Annotated in this window: 25 protein-coding genes; 8 read left to right on the top strand and 17 right to left on the bottom strand. The window is 35.9% G+C overall.

The features are described from left to right. Positions 1 to 2 precede the first annotated feature (2 nt). The 7 genes from Q4503_RS15675 (at position 3) to Q4503_RS15645 (ending at position 6,698) form a co-directional block, all read left to right on the top strand. The gene (locus Q4503_RS15675; RefSeq protein WP_303602841.1) at positions 3 to 815 is read left to right on the top strand and encodes a DUF547 domain-containing protein; all 813 of its coding nucleotides are present in this window, start codon (positions 3 to 5) and stop codon (positions 813 to 815) included. Continuing rightward, positions 802 to 2,187 (top strand): ABC transporter substrate-binding protein, encoded by a 1,386-nt coding sequence (locus tag Q4503_RS15670; protein ID WP_303602830.1) that lies wholly within the window; start codon positions 802 to 804, stop codon positions 2,185 to 2,187. The genes Q4503_RS15675 and Q4503_RS15670 overlap by 14 nt, the downstream gene beginning before the upstream one ends. A gap of 98 nt (positions 2,188 to 2,285) precedes the next feature. After that, on the top strand, positions 2,286 to 3,974 hold the full coding sequence (locus Q4503_RS15665; RefSeq protein ID WP_303602840.1) for an ABC transporter permease: 1,689 nt from the start codon (positions 2,286 to 2,288) through the stop codon (positions 3,972 to 3,974). 9 nt (positions 3,975 to 3,983) lie between these two features. Continuing rightward, on the top strand, positions 3,984 to 4,622 hold the full coding sequence (locus Q4503_RS15660) for an ATP-binding cassette domain-containing protein (protein ID WP_215973904.1): 639 nt from the start codon (positions 3,984 to 3,986) through the stop codon (positions 4,620 to 4,622). A 32-nt stretch (positions 4,623 to 4,654) separates the two neighbouring features. Continuing rightward, positions 4,655 to 5,353, top strand: coding sequence for a CDP-alcohol phosphatidyltransferase family protein (locus tag Q4503_RS15655; RefSeq protein WP_303602829.1), 699 nt, complete (start codon positions 4,655 to 4,657; stop codon positions 5,351 to 5,353). Continuing rightward, a complete protein-coding gene (locus tag Q4503_RS15650) occupies positions 5,346 to 6,149 on the top strand; it encodes a sterol desaturase family protein (RefSeq protein ID WP_215973902.1) in 804 nt (267 codons plus the stop codon). The genes Q4503_RS15655 and Q4503_RS15650 overlap by 8 nt, the downstream gene beginning before the upstream one ends. 96 nt (positions 6,150 to 6,245) lie before the next feature. Further along, positions 6,246 to 6,698 carry a hypothetical protein gene (locus Q4503_RS15645; protein WP_215973901.1) on the top strand — a complete coding sequence of 151 codons (453 nt, stop codon included), beginning with the start codon at positions 6,246 to 6,248 and terminating at the stop codon, positions 6,696 to 6,698. A 142-nt stretch (positions 6,699 to 6,840) separates the two neighbouring features. Here the strand turns inward: Q4503_RS15645 and Q4503_RS15640 are convergent, their stop codons facing one another. From Q4503_RS15640 to Q4503_RS15570, 16 genes are all read right to left on the bottom strand, one after another. Beyond that, positions 6,841 to 7,686, bottom strand: a complete 846-nt coding sequence (locus Q4503_RS15640) for a TfoX/Sxy family protein (protein WP_303602828.1) — start codon at positions 7,684 to 7,686, stop codon at positions 6,841 to 6,843. A gap of 33 nt (positions 7,687 to 7,719) precedes the next feature. Continuing rightward, on the bottom strand, positions 7,720 to 7,962 hold the full coding sequence (locus Q4503_RS18850) for a DUF6868 family protein (protein ID WP_215974019.1): 243 nt from the start codon (positions 7,960 to 7,962) through the stop codon (positions 7,720 to 7,722). Between the two features lie 107 nt (positions 7,963 to 8,069). After that, positions 8,070 to 8,330: a GNAT family N-acetyltransferase gene (locus tag Q4503_RS15635; protein ID WP_215973898.1), complete on the bottom strand. Its 261-nt coding sequence runs from the start codon at positions 8,328 to 8,330 to the stop codon at positions 8,070 to 8,072. Positions 8,331 to 8,356: 26 nt separating this feature from the next. Then, a complete protein-coding gene (locus Q4503_RS15630) occupies positions 8,357 to 8,674 on the bottom strand; it encodes a heavy metal-binding domain-containing protein (RefSeq protein WP_303602827.1) in 318 nt (105 codons plus the stop codon). A 214-nt stretch (positions 8,675 to 8,888) separates the two neighbouring features. After that, positions 8,889 to 9,620, bottom strand: a complete 732-nt coding sequence (locus Q4503_RS15625; protein ID WP_303602826.1) for an SDR family oxidoreductase — start codon at positions 9,618 to 9,620, stop codon at positions 8,889 to 8,891. Positions 9,621 to 9,637: 17 nt separating this feature from the next. Further along, a complete protein-coding gene (locus Q4503_RS15620; RefSeq protein ID WP_303602825.1) occupies positions 9,638 to 10,090 on the bottom strand; it encodes a hypothetical protein in 453 nt (150 codons plus the stop codon). An 82-nt stretch (positions 10,091 to 10,172) separates the two neighbouring features. Further along, on the bottom strand, positions 10,173 to 10,559 hold the full coding sequence (locus tag Q4503_RS15615) for a DUF2306 domain-containing protein (protein WP_215973894.1): 387 nt from the start codon (positions 10,557 to 10,559) through the stop codon (positions 10,173 to 10,175). A 205-nt stretch (positions 10,560 to 10,764) separates the two neighbouring features. After that, positions 10,765 to 11,184, bottom strand: a complete 420-nt coding sequence (locus tag Q4503_RS15610) for a hypothetical protein (protein ID WP_215973893.1) — start codon at positions 11,182 to 11,184, stop codon at positions 10,765 to 10,767. Positions 11,185 to 11,258: 74 nt separating this feature from the next. After that, positions 11,259 to 11,429, bottom strand: coding sequence for a hypothetical protein (locus tag Q4503_RS15605; RefSeq protein ID WP_215973892.1), 171 nt, complete (start codon positions 11,427 to 11,429; stop codon positions 11,259 to 11,261). A gap of 85 nt (positions 11,430 to 11,514) precedes the next feature. Next, a complete protein-coding gene (locus Q4503_RS15600; protein WP_303602824.1) occupies positions 11,515 to 11,889 on the bottom strand; it encodes a hypothetical protein in 375 nt (124 codons plus the stop codon). A gap of 34 nt (positions 11,890 to 11,923) precedes the next feature. Then, positions 11,924 to 12,442: a hypothetical protein gene (locus Q4503_RS15595; protein ID WP_159821798.1), complete on the bottom strand. Its 519-nt coding sequence runs from the start codon at positions 12,440 to 12,442 to the stop codon at positions 11,924 to 11,926. A 134-nt stretch (positions 12,443 to 12,576) separates the two neighbouring features. Next, positions 12,577 to 13,038 (bottom strand): YccF domain-containing protein, encoded by a 462-nt coding sequence (locus Q4503_RS15590; protein ID WP_303602823.1) that lies wholly within the window; start codon positions 13,036 to 13,038, stop codon positions 12,577 to 12,579. A 151-nt stretch (positions 13,039 to 13,189) separates the two neighbouring features. Beyond that, the gene (locus Q4503_RS15585; protein WP_215973888.1) at positions 13,190 to 13,495 is read right to left on the bottom strand and encodes a hypothetical protein; all 306 of its coding nucleotides are present in this window, start codon (positions 13,493 to 13,495) and stop codon (positions 13,190 to 13,192) included. A 153-nt stretch (positions 13,496 to 13,648) separates the two neighbouring features. Continuing rightward, positions 13,649 to 14,083: a GNAT family N-acetyltransferase gene (locus Q4503_RS15580; protein WP_303602822.1), complete on the bottom strand. Its 435-nt coding sequence runs from the start codon at positions 14,081 to 14,083 to the stop codon at positions 13,649 to 13,651. A gap of 33 nt (positions 14,084 to 14,116) precedes the next feature. Continuing rightward, entirely contained in the window at positions 14,117 to 14,524 is a 408-nt protein-coding gene (locus tag Q4503_RS15575; RefSeq protein WP_215973886.1) for a GFA family protein, read from the bottom strand. A gap of 89 nt (positions 14,525 to 14,613) precedes the next feature. Beyond that, positions 14,614 to 14,967 (bottom strand): hypothetical protein, encoded by a 354-nt coding sequence (locus Q4503_RS15570; protein ID WP_303602821.1) that lies wholly within the window; start codon positions 14,965 to 14,967, stop codon positions 14,614 to 14,616. Positions 14,968 to 15,617: 650 nt separating this feature from the next. Here Q4503_RS15570 and Q4503_RS15565 point away from each other — a divergent pair. Next, on the top strand, positions 15,618 to 16,847 hold the full coding sequence (locus Q4503_RS15565; protein WP_303602820.1) for a type III PLP-dependent enzyme: 1,230 nt from the start codon (positions 15,618 to 15,620) through the stop codon (positions 16,845 to 16,847). 308 nt (positions 16,848 to 17,155) lie between these two features. On the opposite strand, the gene Q4503_RS15560 is transcribed toward Q4503_RS15565, so the two are convergent. Next, on the bottom strand, positions 17,156 to 18,154 hold the full coding sequence (locus Q4503_RS15560) for a transposase (RefSeq protein WP_303602819.1): 999 nt from the start codon (positions 18,152 to 18,154) through the stop codon (positions 17,156 to 17,158). Between the last annotated feature and the right edge of the window lie 189 nt (positions 18,155 to 18,343).

Raw genomic sequence — 18,343 nt, 5'->3', positions numbered from 1 at the left:
CTATGCTTAAGCAGCTGAAACAACCATTAAGTGGTGTTTTAATCGTAGTCAGTGTCTTATTTAGCACTGTTAGTTTTGCGCAAGGTTTACATCAACCTTGGCAAGCATTATTAAGCCAACATGTTAAAAGTATTAATAATGATCATAGTACAGCAGTTGACTATGCTGGATTTAAAAAAGAAGAAGCGAAGTTAAATAGTTATTTAACTTCGCTAAGCAAGATTGATCAAGCTACTTTCGAGCAATGGTCAAATGCAAAACAATTAGCTTTTTTGATTAATGCATACAATGCATGGACAGTGTCATTTATCTTAACTGAATACCCAGATTTAAAATCAATTAAAGATCTAGGAAGCATATTTAGCTCTCCGTGGAGTAAAGAATTTGTTTCGTTATTAGGTAAAAAACGTAGTTTAGATGAAGTTGAGCATGAATTAATTCGTGGTAGCGGTAACTATCCTGATCCACGTATTCATTTTGCCGTTAACTGTGCCAGTATTGGTTGTCCAGCTTTACGCGGTGAAGCGTATACTGAAGGTAAGCTAGAGCAGCAATTACAACAACAAACAATACGCTTTTTAAGTGATGAAAGTCGTAACAAATTAACGACCAAAGAATTACAAATTTCATCAATTTTCAAGTGGTATGGTGGTGATTTTGAAAAAGATTTTAGAGGCACTAATTCATTAACAAGCTTTATACTTTTATATAGTGATGTGTTGAATTTGACAGAAACACAGCAAAACTTACTAAAGACTAATCAAGTTGATATTGACTTTTTAGACTATAACTGGGACTTGAATGCCGCGCGTTAAAAGCTTGTCATCTCCATTTAGCTATTTTATTACTACTCCAAAGCAATTATTTATTGTTGCTTTGTGGGGAAGTATTTTATGCGTTTTAGTGAGTGTAACGAGTGTCAATGCAACTGTACCTGATGAAGCTATTCTTAATGAAGTTACACCTAGTGAAACTGTCGCTAGCATAGCTTCAACTTTACATTGGCAAAATATTGAGAAAAAAGGTGAAAATCAGCCTGTATATTTCCATGCATGGGGCGGAGACGCTCAAATAAATGCTTATATTCAATGGGTTGCTAAGCAAGTTAAAACACAGTACCAAATTGATTTACAACACGTAAAACTTAGCGATACCAGTGAAGCGGTAAGTCGTGTACTTGCTGAAAAGTCAGCAAATAATAACACGCAAGGCAATGTTGATTTAGTTTGGATCAACGGTGCTAACTTTTCGACTATGGCTGAACATTCTTTATTATTAAAAGGCTGGGCAGATCAATTACCTAACTTTAAGCTAACCGATCCTGAAAATAATCCTGCCGTTACCCTAGATTTTGGTGTGCCAACTCTGGGGATGGAATCTCCATGGGGACAAGCATCGTTGACCTTTTATTATGATCAACTGGCTACTTCCACACCGCCGCAAAACTTAGGTGAATTATTAACGTGGACAAAACAGCATCCTGGCCGATTTGGCTATCCAAAGCCGCCTGCTTTTTTAGGCTTGAGCTTTTTAAAATATGCTTTGGTGGTTTTGCATCAAGATAGTCTTACTGTTTTAAAAGATAAAAACGTAGATAAACAAAGTGGAGATAGTTATCAAGATCCGCTTTATGCCGCTGCAACATCAGAAAATATCGACGAAGTTTTACAGCCTTTATGGGCTTTTTTAGATGAATTACATCCTAATTTGTGGCGCAAAGGTAAACACTTTATGCAAACAGGTGTTGAAATGCGGCGTTTAGTGGATGATACCGAATTAAGTTTAGCATTTACTTTTTCAGGCCCTGAAATTCCGGCAGCGGTTAAACGTTACGATTTACCGCAAAGTATTCGCAGTTATGCTATGGCCGATGGCAGTTTGAGTAATACACATTTTGTTGGCATTCCTTATAATGCTAGCCATACCGCAGCAGCACAACTTGTCGCCAACTTTTTACTAAGCCCAGAAGCACAAGCTTATAAGCAACAAGCAGAAGTGTGGGGCGATAAAACAGTGCTTATTGCTTCTACGTTAACAGCATCACAACAAAACTTATTTAAAACACAAACACCACATCCAAGTGCTTTAGCTTTTAATAGTATTACACGTACCTTAAGTGAGCCTCACCCAAGTTGGGTTGAAGCTATAACGCAAGGCTGGAAAAAACGTTATGGAGTTACTCCGTGACTGAAATAAACAGCAGTAAAAGTACTATTCAAAAAAGTAAGCAAAAAAATAGCCAAAGCGGCAGTCAGTTAAATCATTCAACCGATTGGTTTACGCGTATGGTTAAATTTAGTCCTAAGTTTTTACTGCTTTTATTAATTGTGCCTGTATTTGGCGGCTTAATTGGTGTTTTACTTCCCGCTTTTGGTTGGGCACCAGCATTGAGTCAATATGATTTGGGCTTACAGGGCTTCAATGCTCTTTGGCAAACATCAGGTTTTGGCCGGATGATCGGTTTGAGTATTGCAACAGGTTTATTGAGTACGTTACTCGCTTTTGTTGTTACCTTGATGATATTAGGGGCGTTTTTTAATAGTGTGTGGTTAGATCGTATTCAACAAGTTTTAAGTCCTATTCTTGTTATTCCTCATGCCGCGGCTGCCATTGCGGTTGGTTTTTTAATTGCACCATCAGGTATGATTTCTCGTTTATTTTCTCCTTGGCTAAGTGGTTGGGAATTAGCGCCTAATGGAATGTTTCCGCACGATCCATACGGTATTAGTATCATTTTAGGCTTAACCCTTAAAGAGCTACCATTTTTATTATTAATGGCTTTAGGCGCTTTAGCTCAACCTGAATTAGGTAAGAAGTTGCGCCAACAACATAAAGTAGCGCTTAATTTGGGATATTGCCCAATGACAGCTTTTTATAAAGTTGTACTGCCTAGTTTATATCCTTTATTACGTTTACCACTTTTAGCTGTATTAGCTTACGCTAGTTCAAGTGTCGAAATGCCGCTTATATTAGGACCTAATACGCCACCAACACTTGCTGTTGCTATTATGCATTGGTTTAACGATGTTGATTTAAATTTACGTATTAAGGCCTCAGCAGGCGCTTTAATACAACTAGCATTAACAGGTGGTTTGTTAGCATTATGGCTTTTAGGCGAGAAATTGGTTAAATGCTTATTTTGTGAATCACTCACCAACGGTAAACGTGAATACGCTGGCTCTTACTGGCAAAAAGTGACAGGTGCGATAACAATATTAGTTATTAGTTTTATTGGCCTAGCTTTACTTGGTTTAGTGCTTTGGTCAATTGCAGGTTTTTGGCGTTTCCCGTCGCCACTACCTGATTCATTCACTTTATTACACTGGCAAAGTGCTGTAATGCAAATGGGCGAGCCTTTAGTTAATACTCTGGTTATCGGTATAATAACGACATTAATTGCGATTTCATTAACGCTACTTTGCTTAGAATCAGAGCAAATAAAAGGAAAGTTACTGTCACGCTTTACCAGTTTAATTATTTATATTCCTTTGCTTGTGCCTAGTATTGCGTTTTTATTCGGACTTGTTTGGATACAACAATTAATAGCAGTGCAAGTCAGTTTTATTAGCTATATTAATGTGGTGATAGCGCATTTGTTGTTTGTTTTACCCTATGTGTTTTTGTCTTTGGCGAGTAGTTACAGACAATTAGATTCACGTTTTGCTATTGTTGCTGCCAGTTTAGGCACTAAACCTTGTAAAGTGTTCTTAAAAGTAAAACTGCCACAATTAATTGCACCGATCTTAATTGCGGCAGCATTAGGTTTAGCAATAAGTTTTGGTCAGTACTTACCAACATTATTAGCTGGCGGGGGACGTATAACTACCATTACCACTGAAGCTATCACCTTAGCTAATGGCGCAAGTCGACGTACCAGCGCTGTGTACGCACTTATGCAAATGTTATTACCGCTTATTGGTTTTATATTGGCGTGGGTTTTACCTAAGTTTATTTACAAAGTTGCACATCGTTAAGGTTATTAAATGCAATCATCTTTACATATAAAGAATTTACAATTGTTTCGTCAAAACGAGTTATTACTGAGTTTAAACGAACAAGTTAATGGTGGTGAAATTCTCACACTTATGGGGCCGTCGGGCAGTGGTAAATCAAGTTTACTTAACTGGCTAACGGGCGCTCTTCCATCTGGCTTTCATGCCAATGGAGAAGTGTGGTTAAACGATACTAATATTACTTTTACACCTGCACATCAACGACATGTTGGTGTGCTATATCAAGATGCTTTGTTGTTTTCTCATTTATCAGTGGCAGGTAATATCGCTTTTGCTATGCCGCCGGGTAATAAAAAACAACGTCTTGATAAAATAGAAGCTTCATTAGCGCAAGTTGGTTTGAAAGGTTTAGCTGATCGACACCCTGATAACCTCTCAGGTGGCCAACAAGCGCGAGTTGCATTGCTTCGCGTATTACTAAGTGAACCTAAAGCAATTTTGCTTGATGAGCCTTTTAGCAAACTAGATTCACAACTGCGCGAAGATACTCGTGAATTGGTGTTTGAGCAAATTCGATATCATCAACTGCCTGCAATTATGGTGACCCATGACCATAGTGATGCAGAAGCAGCCGATGGAAAAATTATTACCCTAAGTAAGCTAAGCTAAAGAGTTAGCTTAAATAAAACAGAGTAAGTTTGATGTTAGATAAATATATCACGCCCGTTATAAAGCCTTTGTTAACGCCTGTTGTTAGCTTATTGCACAAACGTAATATCACCGCCGATCAACTGACTTTTTATGGTTTTTTAGTCGGCATGTTAGCCGTACCCTTGTTAGCCTTTCAGTTATGGTATTGGGCACTTGCAGCTATTGTCGTTAATCGTATTTTAGATGGCTTAGACGGCGCGCTTGCTCGTTATGCTAATCAAAGTTCGAGTGCTGGTGGTTTTTTAGATATCACCTTAGACTTTTTATTTTATGCAGCCATTCCATTAGGTTTTATTTTTGCCGATCCTGAATTAAATGGTACCGCAGGGGCTGTCTTACTCGCGACATTTATTGGGACAGGATCAAGCTTTCTCGCTTTTGCTATTGCTGCTGAAAAATTTAAAATTGATAAACCACAATTTAAATATAAAAGCTTTTATTACCTCAATGGTTTAACGGAAGGTACTGAAACTATTGCATTATTTGTTGCTTTTTGTCTATGGCCGCAATCATTCTCATGGTTAGCGCTGTTATTTTCTTTTGCTTGTATGATCACTATTTTTACCCGCATACATGGCGGCTATAACACACTTAAAGAGCAAGAAGCGTCATTACAAGAAAGCGAACTATCATTAGAAAGTAGTTCACACATAAATACTGTTGAAGGTACTGAGGCTAAAAATGACTAACGAAGTTTGGTGGCGTCTTGGTTGTTTTTTTAGTGTACTCATTATTATGATGTTGCTTGAATGGCAAAAACCGGCACGACAATCTCCTCTTAGTAATACTAAGCGCTGGGCGGCTAACTTTGGATTAGTGTTTGCTTCTTCTGTACTTGCGCGTTTAACAATACCTGTTGGTTTAACCGTTATTGCGCTTTATAACATGGATAACGGTATTGGCTTGTTTAATCAAGTTTTCTATACCAATTTAAATTTATCAGATTGGTTAACAATCGTATTAAGTTTATTGATATTAGACGTAGTGATTTATTGGCAACATAGAATGTTCCATGTAGTGCCTATGCTATGGCGTTTACATCGAGTTCACCATGCTGATGCGCATGTAGATACAAGTACAGGGTTACGCTTTCATCCTATTGAAATTGTATTAAGCATCCTTATTAAATTAATTGTGGTAACAGCGTTAGGGATTCCAGCCATAGCGGTATTAATTTTTGAGATCGCTTTAAATGGTTTAGCTTTGTTTAACCATGCCAATATCCGTTTGCCTCAAGTTATCGAGAAACCTTTACGTTTATTATTGATGACACAAATCTTACATCGCATTCATCATAGCCAAGTGGTATCAGAAACAAACAGTAATTATGGTTTCAGTGTGATTTGGTGGGATAGGTTATTTGGTAGCTATAAAGACAGTGCAATTAAAACAGATCAGCAGTTAGATATTGGGCTTAAAGAATTTCCAGTAGATGAAAAAAACACCAGTTTACTGACATTACTTTTTTTGCCCTTTAAAAAATAAAAAAAGACAAATTAAATATAACTTTTTTGAAAGTTATTAAGTGTTATTCGGTCTATTAGTCAGCGAACAAAACTTTTATTTATTTAAGGAATTTATATGTCGAATACCACGCAATCAACTGAAAAAAGAGGATCTTCGCAGTTAGCAAATACTGATCTAGAAGAGAAGTTACAGTGGTCTTTATTTTTATTACGTTTAGGCGTATTTATTGTAATGTTTATCTGGACGATTGATAAATTTGTTAACCCAGGTCATAGCATTCGTATTTTCGAAGGTTTTTATAATATTGCTGGTTTAAGTGAAACAATAGCCTATATTTTAGGTGGTTTGCAGCTTATCTTAGTTATCGCTTTTCTATTTGGTATTAAAAAACGTATTACTTACGGTCTTATTTTTCTTATGCATGCAGGTTCAACATTTTCTGCTTACGAACAATACCTTGATGCATTCAAGCACTTATTATTCTTTGCTGCATGGCCTATGCTTGCTGCTTGTGCTGCTCTTTATTTATTAAGAGACGCTGATACTAAGTTTACAGTAGGAAACTAAACTGACCTCAAAGATCAGTAGTACAATATTCATATCAAATTAACACTGTTAATTTCTAGCTTGTGATATGAAGATGATTTAGTGAAACTAGGACTCGTAAATGATCCTAGTTTCATTTCAAACTAAGCTTTTTCTAGTAGTATCAAGCTAATACTTTAATCTGATTTAAAGAAGTAACTCTTACATGAGTTTGAAAATAATACTTTGTTGTTTTTCTACCATCCACAGCTAAATGAATTTTTACACGCTTAGCCTCGCCAGTGACTTCAATCGTTTTATTAATAAAGAATATCTCAGGATAAACGCCATACTTTATCGTTAATGCATCAATTAATTTTGGGTGTATAGCGACAGAAATATTCCTTCTATCCCGGTAATTGGTTTCTGTATTTAAAAAGATAACATTATTTTGACTGCCCGCAGCTTTGATTAGGAATTGAAAAGTACCTTTCACACCTCTAGGGGCGTTTTCTTCAGTTAATGCTATTAAGTTCATCACACTGGCTACATCGGTATTTGAGTTGACTGTTGATGTTGAACTACATCCGCTAAGTATTAGCATACACACTAAAATTAAATATCTCATTATGTCGACTTTCTCGTTAGATTTGTATTCGTGTACTTTATTGATACATGTATTTTCTTTAGGTGCTTTAGGTTGCTTAGGTGGTAAAGAGTCAACGTATGTAATGCAGATATTCACCCAAGATGCTAAATCATCATCAGCTTCAAAGCCATCTGGAAGAACAAAAACCATGCTTTTTATCGGTTTGCCAGTAAAATCCATTTCCTTTGCATAAGGTTGAGATAAGCACTTTTTGTAATTTTCTGGCCCTATACGAGCCATAAGCTTATCACCAATTATTCCACAGCACATGTGTTTAGAAAGTAAGAAACATAAACCGCCAAACATTCTTTTTACCACTAGATCTTGACGATCTTGTAAGTGTTCCAAAAGTCTTTCTTCTAAACCGCGATCAAATGCCATAATCAACTAATAATTTTTATGTGGGAGTTGGTATTAAGCCATTATTTTTAATGCGATATATGGCGAAAAATTCAGTAGTAGAATTGCTATTTTATAATTACCTAAATATTTAAAATATAGCGAAGGTAGCTCTGCTGGATTCATGCCCATCAGTTTACTATGAAGATTCGTAGTAAAGCTTTTAAACACCATAATGAATAATGCTGAAAATGTGTAAACACTCATATTAATTAAAGTGCACCACCCGAAAAAAGTAGTTATTTCAGTAATGTTCATCATTTATTATCTCCATAAATATTATCGTAATCACCGTTAATTGGGTTACTGGTTTCAGTCAAGTTTACATAATCTGATAGTACAAAATTTGTCGCGTTTCTTTGTCTTTACTCGAGGCCAATATCCATGATTGAAAAATGATGGCTAGCAATAGTAAATCTTTCACGTCGATAAAACCTATGTGCGGGAAATCGTTGAACACCTGAATCTAAGTGCAGATGCTGACAACCTATTTCTTGCGCATATTCTTTAAACCAGTTAATTAAGAAGGTTCCAGCGCCAGTTGAACGATGAGCATCACTTGTAACAAGATCATCAATATAAATATATTTATACCAAGCGAGATTTTCACCTACATTAAAGAGCAATACTAAGGCATGAAAAAGTCATAATATTATTTTTTTAATTTAACGGCTGTTCCAAAAACCATAATTTCAGATGAACCATCCATTATTGCACTTGTGGTAAAGCGAATGCCAACAATGGCATCAGCTTCTTTTTCCTGAGCACTTACAATAAGACGTTGAATTGCTGTATCTCGTGCGTCAGTTAACATCTCTGTGTAACCGCGTATTTCACCACCAATAATATTTTTTAAGCCAGCCATAATGTCACGGCCAATATGCTTTGCTTGGACTACATTACCGGTAACGACTCCAACAATTTCTTCTATTTCTTTTCCTGGGATAAACTCAGTGGTTGAATAAATCATATAATTTCCTTAAAACATAATGATGATGAAGAATAACTCATTTATTATGAATTATCCGTGAAATAGGTGTACTTAATATATTACCTGTATCTAAATCATGTCTGTAGGAGTATAAAAATACTTTTTGCTTTGGCTGAATGAGCCTTTACTTGCTCAATGTTGAATAATTAAGTAATAGACTATTCTTTGAACTGGGTAATGCTCAGCTATAAAGCTACTTGCCACCAGCTATATCAATAAATGAGCCGGTAATAAATGAAGCTTCATTTGATAATAAAAAAGCGATAGCAGCCGCTACTTCTTCAGGCTTACCACCCCGCTGTAATGGTATTGATGATTTAACGCGGTCTACTCTATTCACTTCACCACCATCGGCGTGCATTTCTGTATAAATAAACCCTGGCCTCACACAGTTTACACGAATATTTTTATTTGCAACTTCAAGAGATAATCCCGTGGTTAAAGTATCAATCGCGCCTTTTGACGCTGCATAATCAACATATTCCGCAGGAGAGCCTAACCTCGCAGCCGCAGAGGATACATTAACTATTGCACCACCTTCTATCATTCTATTTATCGCTTCTCTGCAGCATAAAAAGTAACTTGTGACATTAGTCGTTAATACTTTATTAATTCTTTCTGCTGTCATTGCTGATATCGGCATTTGTGGAAATAAAATCCCAGCGTTATTAACCAAGTGTGTAATTTTACCCAATGATTGATCAATTGTATTAAAAAGTCGAATAACATCCCTTTCTTGAGATACATCTGCTTGTACGGCAATAGCAACACCGCCATTGTCATTTATTTCAGCGACAACTTTATTTGCTTCAATTTCATTTGAAATATAATTTACGCAAACAGCATAACCTTGTATGGCTAAATGTTTAGATGTTGCAGCACCGATACCTCTGCTACCGCCTGTAACTAAAACGATTGGTTTCATGAATGCTCCGTTTAAAGTTATAGCTGGGCACTTTCGCTATTAAAGTGTGACCATACTTGAAAAGTACCAATGGCATACAATAGGCCAATAGTGAAAGTAATACCTGAGCTAACTAGCCAAAATGTTAAACTGTTTTCTGGAAACATGGGCATTATACTGACGAATGCCAGACTACGGATTAAGTATATTGCAGAGATTAAAACTAAGCCTAAACGAAGAAATGGCATTTTGAAAATTACTCGCGCACCTGATAGGGCATACAGAGACCAAACTGACAGTATAAGAACAATGACTAACGTGACTACAGTTGGATACCAATGACCATTTTCAGCCATTCTTGCCATTTGCTCCCCAGCACCAAAAAAGCGATACCAATGACCACCAAATATAATGCAGCCTAAATGAACTAGAGCGGCAAGAGCGCTGCATATCGAACCAATGATTAAAAATTTATTCTTATCGGTGCACACAATGTTTCCTTTAAAGCCTAATAGCTCATTAAGAGCCAATAACCTTTCTTTTAAATGGCTTATCTAATGGTTAATACACTCATTAGGTAAAAAGCCAAGTATTTAATAGCCTACCAGGCATTAAAGCAAAAGTACCTGCCACTAATATGCCACCACAATACAGTATGATCATGCTTCGCTTATGACCACGAATATTTCCTTTTTTTATATAAAAATATGCAGCTGGAACTGCATACAATGTCAATAGACTAAGTAAGTGAATATAACCGAAATGGTTTAAAAAAGTTGAACCGAGTTGAGCTGGCATAAAGAGTGATATAATGGCCGTAATTAACATAAGTACCATATATATTTTACCTAGAGCTTTATGTTTAGGTGTTCCTTTGCGTTTAAGAAGTAAATAAGTTCCTATTATGAATGCAGGGACAACCGTTAATAAATGTAAGTAAGTTAAGTGAATATACCCCATTTCGTTTTTAATTTCCTTTTGAGTTTAAATAAAGCTTGTAGAATCAGCTAATGTATTGTTAAAAGTTAATAATACAATGAGTTAGAGTAAGCGACTAAGGAGTAAAAGCCAACTATTTTGTACCGATTTAAATTTACTATTGGATGAGTTTTGTCAGCCTAGCTCCATTTTCTTAATCGAATGGAGATAACAATACCTACAAGCTTTAGTGCTTAATTTTCTTCAATAGATGATTATCTTCTGTTTGTACTACTTGTTCTGCATGTCTTTTGATAGCAATTAACCAACCAATAATTAAGCAAGTGAGCATTGTTAATATATGTGGAAAATACAGATTTATATTACCATCCATCATAAGAAATAAATTGAGTTGGGCAATCACAAAGCTCGCAATAACTGAAAAAAAGAAATTAAGTTTTGAAAAATACGCGACAGAATAGGATAAAAGAATAGCCAATACGCCAAAACCTAAAAATTGTACAACTAAGATATCCCAGACCCACATAAACTTGATAAAGTTAGCTGGCATCGAAAATGCTGAAGTGTAACCCGTAAGATAAGCGCCTAGGTAGCCTAAGATCAACCCTGCAACCACAGAAGATAAAGTGCTTTTAGTCAAGTGCATGTTACATACCCTTGTATGAACCAGACTGTAATCAGTGTAAAAATAGAGTTAATTGTATTTCAGTCTATTGAGTTTTATTTTTTTAATGTACGTTTTTCAATTATACCTAAAGTTAAAAATATTATAGATGAAATTAGAAATACCCCTGAACCCCAAAAGTCTTGTTCAATAACATTGTAAATTAAACCTAACAACATAATAAATGAAGCACTTAAGTAATATTTAGAGGATGGTTTACTTTTCATTCATTCTTTCCTTAACTTGATAACTTATATACGTAGAGTCGATACTATTAACACTCTTATACTGAATAATACCAGTGTCAAATAACTATTTCACAACACTTTTCCCTTGTGGGCTGTCCAATTTTTTATACCACTTAACTGCTATATCTCCAAATAAAATTAGAAAGCCAGTACTTAAATATCCCATAAATAATACCAAAGTAATTGGGGGTATTTTTAAATCAAACGCCGTTGCGATAATCAACAAGATATTAGCCAAAATACCAGAAACAAAAATAGTTATACTTACCGAACTTGCATTTTTTACGCGTTCAGCAGAAGATTGAAGTGATAACAAGGCAACCACAAACCAATGATAGTTTGTATAAATCTCTTCCTTAGTGATAAGAATGAAAATCATTGTTACGATAAAGCTGAGAATTGGTAACAAGGCCACTAAATTCAAAAATTTACTCATCATTGCCTCGGGTGCTAATACTTAATGAGCAGATTGTTTATTGTAGAAATATTTCGTCATCATCGATATAACAAGCTTTTACAGGTGAGGGATTATTACTTTTATCAATGAGCCAGCATTCTTCGTAAATAGAACAATAACAAAGTTCTATTTTTATTTGAGTATCTGCTTTTAGAAGGTCTTTTACCTTCTCACCTTTATATGAAACTGGAGTAACACCTTTTTGAGGTGATAAGGTCCGATTGCTAATATGCGACTGTATAATATTCTGAAAAGCCTCTATTTCGCTCCAAGTCTTTATATATTTAGTACCATATTTAATTTTTGCATATTTAATTAAAGCAGGGCCAGTACCATTATTACTTACGCCGTAACTAAAGGATGAATTAGGGTTAACGCTTCTGAATATTTCTAATCTAGGCCATACGGATGATTTCGCATATTCACGATCGATATATGCTGAATATATCGAAGTGAAAGCGGTGACTAAACCAATTAGCAGTGCCGATAAGGCAACTATCATGTCGGGGCTTTTATACCACTTAATACTATCCATAACTTATTACTCTTTAACTAATCTAATACTGGGGAAATAAGGGGCCAATTAACGGCAGGTTTAACGGCAAAAATTGTTGGTTAGCATGGTAAATAAAGTGCAATAACCAACAATATTTTCTGTAGTAAATTTGACTATTTGTTTGATCTTAAATTTGCAACTTCAACTTCTGCATTAGCATTACGAGCCGCAGCTGCAACCTCTTTCGTTACAACAGTTTTACCTATTGGTGAAAGTGAGATACCCGCAAGTTTCAAATGTTGTAAAGAAAATGGGATACCTATAATGGTAATAAAACAAGCTATAGCGGAAAAGACATGGCCTAAAGCTAACCAAAAGCCAGCAAAAATAAACCAAATAATATTACCTAACATTCCAAAGCCACCAGTACCAATGTCTTCGGATTGTGTTAATTCATTACGAGCGATGGCTTCTTTACCAAAAGGAAAAAAAGAAAAGCCAGCCATAACAAAACAAGCGCGTCCCCAAGGAATACCTACAATACTAAGAAAGGCTATAAGCCCAAAAAAGCACCAAGCCAAACCCATAATTACGCCACCGAATATAAACCAAATTAAATTGCCAATTGTTCTCATTTTACTTCCTTATATTAAATTACAATAGTTGATTGATAACCTAAACAAATAGCCCTTCGTTAAGTGGCAACTTATATAGTGATTAAAATAAGCGACGCAGCAACAAAAGCCAACTGTTTTTTTGTCCTTGCTTAATTTTTTGAACTATAGACTACAGTATATATGCCATTATTAATTGCAAAATAGCTATGCTGCCCATGAGATACATAACCAATTTTCTAACTTTCAAAAACCTGACAACTTTATCATCAGAAATAGTAGCGAAAAAACCGCTCTTAAGTGACGCTGATAAATTAGCGTTTGTCACTGATCCTTTCGCTTCTCCCATAGCGTTTTCGGATAGTTTTTCCCACTCTTCTGGATAAGTTGAAGATAAATATTTACACATATCTTTGAATAACTTGATTTGAATAATAACAAGTAAAAAAATGATGCCTAATGGAATAAAATTATTCATGTACTTGAGTCTCCTATACATATAACGTCTTGTTAAAAGAATGATGCGATATTATAAAAGCGTTTTAGGGGGAGTGTAATAGTTTGCTAAAATGTGAAACGAAATAGCATTTGGCAAATTGTGACGAGTCAGGCTTGAAACTCTTACTAGGTTCTAAATGCTAATAATTGCAAGCATATCGTCATTATCTTCATCCATGCCTACTTCTTTAAAGCCAAAGCTAGAATAAAAATTTTTGGCTACAGGGTTTTGTGGGCTGTAGCTAATTTCAATTTCTTTAAGATCTTTAACCTTTTTTATTTCATTAAGTGCTAAGTGTAATGCTCTACGGCCTAGCCCTTGATTCTGAAATTGTTTATCAATCATAAAGCGCCAAATTGATATTGTGTTTGATGTTTCTTGTACCCACATAAAAAAACCAACAACTTCGCCATCAGAGCATATCGCACGGGTCACATACTCCTCATAAAAAGATTCGACTAGAGACCATGTGTTTTCTGAAACAAACTCTTCTTGCTCTTTACTGACTTCAAGATCGCAAACCCGTTCATAGTTTTCTTTTGTTACAGGATGAAGTGATACTTCCATTGGTACTCCTTCTAAAATTGGCTAGTTAAAAATTTATTTGCGACTAGGCTCAAATGAATCATATCTTGGTAGCTTAGCATCTAATTCTTCCCAGTTTGCTTTTGACGAGACAAAATTATGAGATATAGGCCTTTCAGTAATATCTGAATCAAGAATTCCTAGCCTTATTCGATAACGGGTAGGATCTTGTTCATTAGAACTGTAAACAGGAGAACCACAGTTAGTGCAAAAATGCCTATTTCGGCCAGGTTTAAAAGAGAATGTACTTAAATTATTTTTACCTGAAGCAATCTCAAATTCAGCAGCGTTTATAAAGCCGTTAGTAGCAAAAGCAGTACCGCTATTTTTTCTACACAAAGAGCAATGGCAGTGGATGATATCACTAATTTCACCTTTAATTCTTATTTCAACTTCACCGCATAAACACTTTCCAAGGTACATAGTTTGATATTACTCCATTGATCTAATACCACATTAAGAGGTAAATTATAGTTGTTTAAAATAAGTGATTAAGGAGCAAAAACCAATAGTTATTTGTTTTTTTCAACTACGTGATATATGCCTTGATGTTTAACGTTTATTAACTCGACTTTTTTCAATGCCCACCTACCAATAGCTATACTCATTAATATTCTGACAGGGAAATAAATCAAAGCCGGAATACCAAACAACCATATTGCAATCCCTTTTGGCATAACGAGAAATGCTACTTGTTTTACCCAATATATAAATTCTACGTATTGCTTTAAAAAAGCATCTAATGAAAGGTAAAAGATAGTGATATCTGAGTTACTAATAACCCATAAAGCATAAAGGCCAAGGGCTCCATCAACAAAGCTACTAAGAAATGATGACCAAGCTATAAAAAGAAGAAAGATTCTCATTAAATTAATCTTTATGGATCGTATAACGGCTCGTTAACATAAACGACTAAGGCGAAAAAGCCAATAGTTTTTTATTTTAACAACTTATGGTTCGGCCAACCTATTTATTCATCGATTAATTTACTATAGATGATAAGTTTTATCTGTATCTGTTAGTTACGAGTGTTGGAACTAACCAGGTTAATTATGTCAAAGTAGATGTGCAAAAAAACATAGTGTTTGTGAACGTTGCTCAAATTTATTTGGATTATCAGATTAGTATAAAAATAAAACGTCAATGATTTAAATGCTTTATAGCTAATCCTATATCATAACTAAAAGCCTAAGCTTTTAGTTATGATATACAAGGAGTTAAACAAATAAAGAGTAAGCCATTGATGAATATTATTGATTGATTCTTACGCTAATTTATTTTTTTAAAATAAATGTTGCACAAATTTAAAACTCACATTATTATCTCGCCGCTTCTTGATGATAGCCAATCCGAGTACATTACAAACTTAGTTTGTAGCAAGGCAATGAGCAACTATCCAAGAGTGAACTTGACTGTGCACAAGCACTATTGATATCACTAAACCGACTCGTAGATAAACCTTATTCGAGCGGTTTTTTAGAACGTAATTAATGCGTTCTTTTACTCGGAGAATACCTTGGCTTTATCAACAAAATTAGAAGGCTTTCAAATCAAAGTACCTGCAGTTACGGCTGCGGCTAACGAAAGCGAATGCTTTACTTATACGCAACCGACCAATCAAGAAATTGAGCAACTAGCAGCACAATATGGTGCGCCTTTAATGGTGCTTGATTGCGAAGCTATTCGTCGCCAATACCATGCACTTAAAAATGCACTACCGAGCGTAACCTTACACTTTGCATTAAAACCTTTACCATTAGCAGCGGTGGTGCGCACGTTATTAACCGAAGGCGCAAGCTTTGATCTTGCCACCAGTGGCGAAATTGATTTAGTTGCAGGTGAGGGCGTACCAAGTGAGCGCACTATTCACACGCACCCTATTAAACGCGATAGCGACATTCGCCATGCATTAGCTTATGGTTGTACTGTGTTTGTGGTCGATAATATTAACGAACTAGAAAAATTTGTTGCTTACAAAGATCAAGCCGAAATTTTAGTACGTTTAAGTTTTCGAAATAAAGATGCATTTGCTGATTTATCTAAAAAGTTTGGCTGTAGCCCTGAAATGGCGATCGAAATCATTACCTATGCACAACAGTTAGGTATTAGAATTAAAGGATTATCGTTTCATGTTGGATCGCAATCGCCAAACCCAACTAAATACGTCGATGCAATAAACGCCTGTGCGAAAATAGTTCTACAGGTAAATGAATTGGGGTTACCTGCATTGAGCACATTAGATATAGGCGGTGGTTTTCCTGTACCTTACAGCGCTGATGTATTACCAATTGATGTATTTTGCGCGCCAATTAACGCCGCTCTTGCTCAATTGCCAGAAACCATGCAAATACTTGCTGAGCCAGGCCGCTTTATTGTTGCAAGTTGTGTAACCAGTGTGGCATCTATAATGGGGCAAGCGGTACGTGAAGGCAAAACATGGTACTACTTAGATGATGGTATTTACGGATCATTTAGCGGTTTAATGTTTGATGAAGCGGCATACCCAATCGACAGTGTAAAACAAGATTTCACGCGTTTTGAATCTGTACTTGCAGGGCCAACATGTGACAGTATTGATGTAGTAAGCGAATCGATTATGCTACCTAAACTAAATAATGGCGATTTAATTGTTAGCCGTATGATGGGGGCTTATACTCTAGCGACCGCTACCGACTTTAACTTTTTTAAACGCGCAGAAGTTGTGGTATTAAATGAACAACTGCACAAGCAAGAATTAACGGGCTAAAAGCCTAGCTGAAGTGTCTTAAAAAGGAGGAATTATGGGAGGAATTATGGGACACCCAAGCTTTGATTCTAGCTGAAGTGGGAATTATGGGATGGGAATTATGGGACATCCAAGCTTTGATTACCTAAGTTAATTTTTGTATTCTTTCTGTTATTTTAATCATACAAAACATAACTAAACAATCATTATAGATTTATTTTTTTAAATCATACTTTGCTGAGTCATTTTACTGAATTTCAGGCAGCACAAAAGAATTATGTTAGAGAGATAGTAATCAAGATTCTACGAGTGGGTTAAGCAAGATGATATTACCGAAATATAGTTGCTTGCTGTCGGTGTCCACTTATCCATTTTTTATTCGTATGCATGGCAAAAGCGCTGAGTTCATCAATCGTGCCAACCGCTTGATGGTATTGCTTACCAAACCGTTGTGCTAACTCAAGCCATTGTGAATTAGATAACCCTAATTGATTCAGTATTGGCAATACTTGAGCATCAAGATGACCGGCTTTATCTGCTCTAATTACTTTACCTGTTTCTTGCACCAACGTTAGGTAATCTAACAGCGAAAAAGTAATGCCTTTCACTGCGTGCTTATGTTCATTACCAATAAAGCCAAGCAGTGGTTTATGAGAGAAGGGTAATTGTTGCTTCTTATCTACTTCACTCGCTTTATCATGGATACGTTCATAGACTGACGTGAATTGTGACTGTTGCACACTATTGACCATCTTAGCTCTAACGGGGTTTAAATCAACATAAGCCATACAAGCTAGCACCGCTTTCTCATCTAGTAGAGCTTGAGATTTAAAGCGACCTTCCCAAAATCGACCTTTACAGTTATCTTCTTGATTTGCTTTACGGGCGATGTATTCATTTAAGTTACGCATTAACCAAGATAAATCACTTAGACGCTGCCGCCACTTAGCGATAATCGCTAATGCTGCTTCAGTTTCAGCTTCGCCACTGTTAGTACCTTGTTGCCAACGCTCAACTAGCGGATGATTATTATAAAGGGCTAACCAACGTTGACAGACGTCTTTGTTACTCCAACCTAAAGCGGCTTCTTCATCCACATAGACCACAAGATGGTAATGGTTCGACATCACAGCATAAGCGGCCACATCAATGGCAAATATATTGGTTAAGAAACGAATTCTATCGACCATCCATTGGCGACGATGTTCAAAGCTTTTTTTGCTATAAGCATCCTCACCACACAGGTAAGCGCGGCGCACACAACGAGAGATTAGGTGATAGTAACGGGTGTCTTGTAATGAAACTTGCTGACGGCGAGATTGTGTCATAATCAAACTCCTTACGTGTTTACTTTATAAACATAGTCAGGAATTCTTATTTATTCAAGAAAGTATAAAGTATGGGTGTCCTACTCTATCCCTTCTCTAAAATATGGGTGTCCTACTCTATCCTACTATAAACATAGTCAGGAATTCTTATTTATTCAAGAAAGTATAAAGTATGGGTGTCCTACTCTA

Source organism: Colwellia sp. 6_MG-2023 (assembly GCF_030547765.1).
Lineage (GTDB): Bacteria > Pseudomonadota > Gammaproteobacteria > Enterobacterales > Alteromonadaceae > Colwellia.
This window is presented reverse-complemented; position numbering and strand designations above follow the sequence as displayed.

Coding starts and splice junctions, on each gene's coding strand:
- Q4503_RS15675 (WP_303602841.1), top strand. CDS start 3: ATGCTTAAGCAGCTGAAACAACCATTAAGTGGTGTTTTAATCGTAGTC.
- Q4503_RS15670 (WP_303602830.1), top strand. CDS start 802: ATGCCGCGCGTTAAAAGCTTGTCATCTCCATTTAGCTATTTTATTACT.
- Q4503_RS15665 (WP_303602840.1), top strand. CDS start 2,286: ATGGTTAAATTTAGTCCTAAGTTTTTACTGCTTTTATTAATTGTGCCT.
- Q4503_RS15660 (WP_215973904.1), top strand. CDS start 3,984: ATGCAATCATCTTTACATATAAAGAATTTACAATTGTTTCGTCAAAAC.
- Q4503_RS15655 (WP_303602829.1), top strand. CDS start 4,655: ATGTTAGATAAATATATCACGCCCGTTATAAAGCCTTTGTTAACGCCT.
- Q4503_RS15650 (WP_215973902.1), top strand. CDS start 5,346: ATGACTAACGAAGTTTGGTGGCGTCTTGGTTGTTTTTTTAGTGTACTC.
- Q4503_RS15645 (WP_215973901.1), top strand. CDS start 6,246: ATGTCGAATACCACGCAATCAACTGAAAAAAGAGGATCTTCGCAGTTA.
- Q4503_RS15640 (WP_303602828.1), bottom strand. CDS start 7,686: ATGGCATTTGATCGCGGTTTAGAAGAAAGACTTTTGGAACACTTACAA.
- Q4503_RS18850 (WP_215974019.1), bottom strand. CDS start 7,962: ATGAACATTACTGAAATAACTACTTTTTTCGGGTGGTGCACTTTAATT.
- Q4503_RS15630 (WP_303602827.1), bottom strand. CDS start 8,674: ATGATTTATTCAACCACTGAGTTTATCCCAGGAAAAGAAATAGAAGAA.
- Q4503_RS15625 (WP_303602826.1), bottom strand. CDS start 9,620: ATGAAACCAATCGTTTTAGTTACAGGCGGTAGCAGAGGTATCGGTGCT.
- Q4503_RS15615 (WP_215973894.1), bottom strand. CDS start 10,559: ATGGGGTATATTCACTTAACTTACTTACATTTATTAACGGTTGTCCCT.
- Q4503_RS15610 (WP_215973893.1), bottom strand. CDS start 11,184: ATGCACTTGACTAAAAGCACTTTATCTTCTGTGGTTGCAGGGTTGATC.
- Q4503_RS15605 (WP_215973892.1), bottom strand. CDS start 11,429: ATGAAAAGTAAACCATCCTCTAAATATTACTTAAGTGCTTCATTTATT.
- Q4503_RS15600 (WP_303602824.1), bottom strand. CDS start 11,889: ATGATGAGTAAATTTTTGAATTTAGTGGCCTTGTTACCAATTCTCAGC.
- Q4503_RS15595 (WP_159821798.1), bottom strand. CDS start 12,442: ATGGATAGTATTAAGTGGTATAAAAGCCCCGACATGATAGTTGCCTTA.
- Q4503_RS15590 (WP_303602823.1), bottom strand. CDS start 13,038: ATGAGAACAATTGGCAATTTAATTTGGTTTATATTCGGTGGCGTAATT.
- Q4503_RS15585 (WP_215973888.1), bottom strand. CDS start 13,495: ATGAATAATTTTATTCCATTAGGCATCATTTTTTTACTTGTTATTATT.
- Q4503_RS15580 (WP_303602822.1), bottom strand. CDS start 14,083: ATGGAAGTATCACTTCATCCTGTAACAAAAGAAAACTATGAACGGGTT.
- Q4503_RS15575 (WP_215973886.1), bottom strand. CDS start 14,524: ATGTACCTTGGAAAGTGTTTATGCGGTGAAGTTGAAATAAGAATTAAA.
- Q4503_RS15570 (WP_303602821.1), bottom strand. CDS start 14,967: ATGAGAATCTTTCTTCTTTTTATAGCTTGGTCATCATTTCTTAGTAGC.
- Q4503_RS15560 (WP_303602819.1), bottom strand. CDS start 18,154: ATGACACAATCTCGCCGTCAGCAAGTTTCATTACAAGACACCCGTTAC.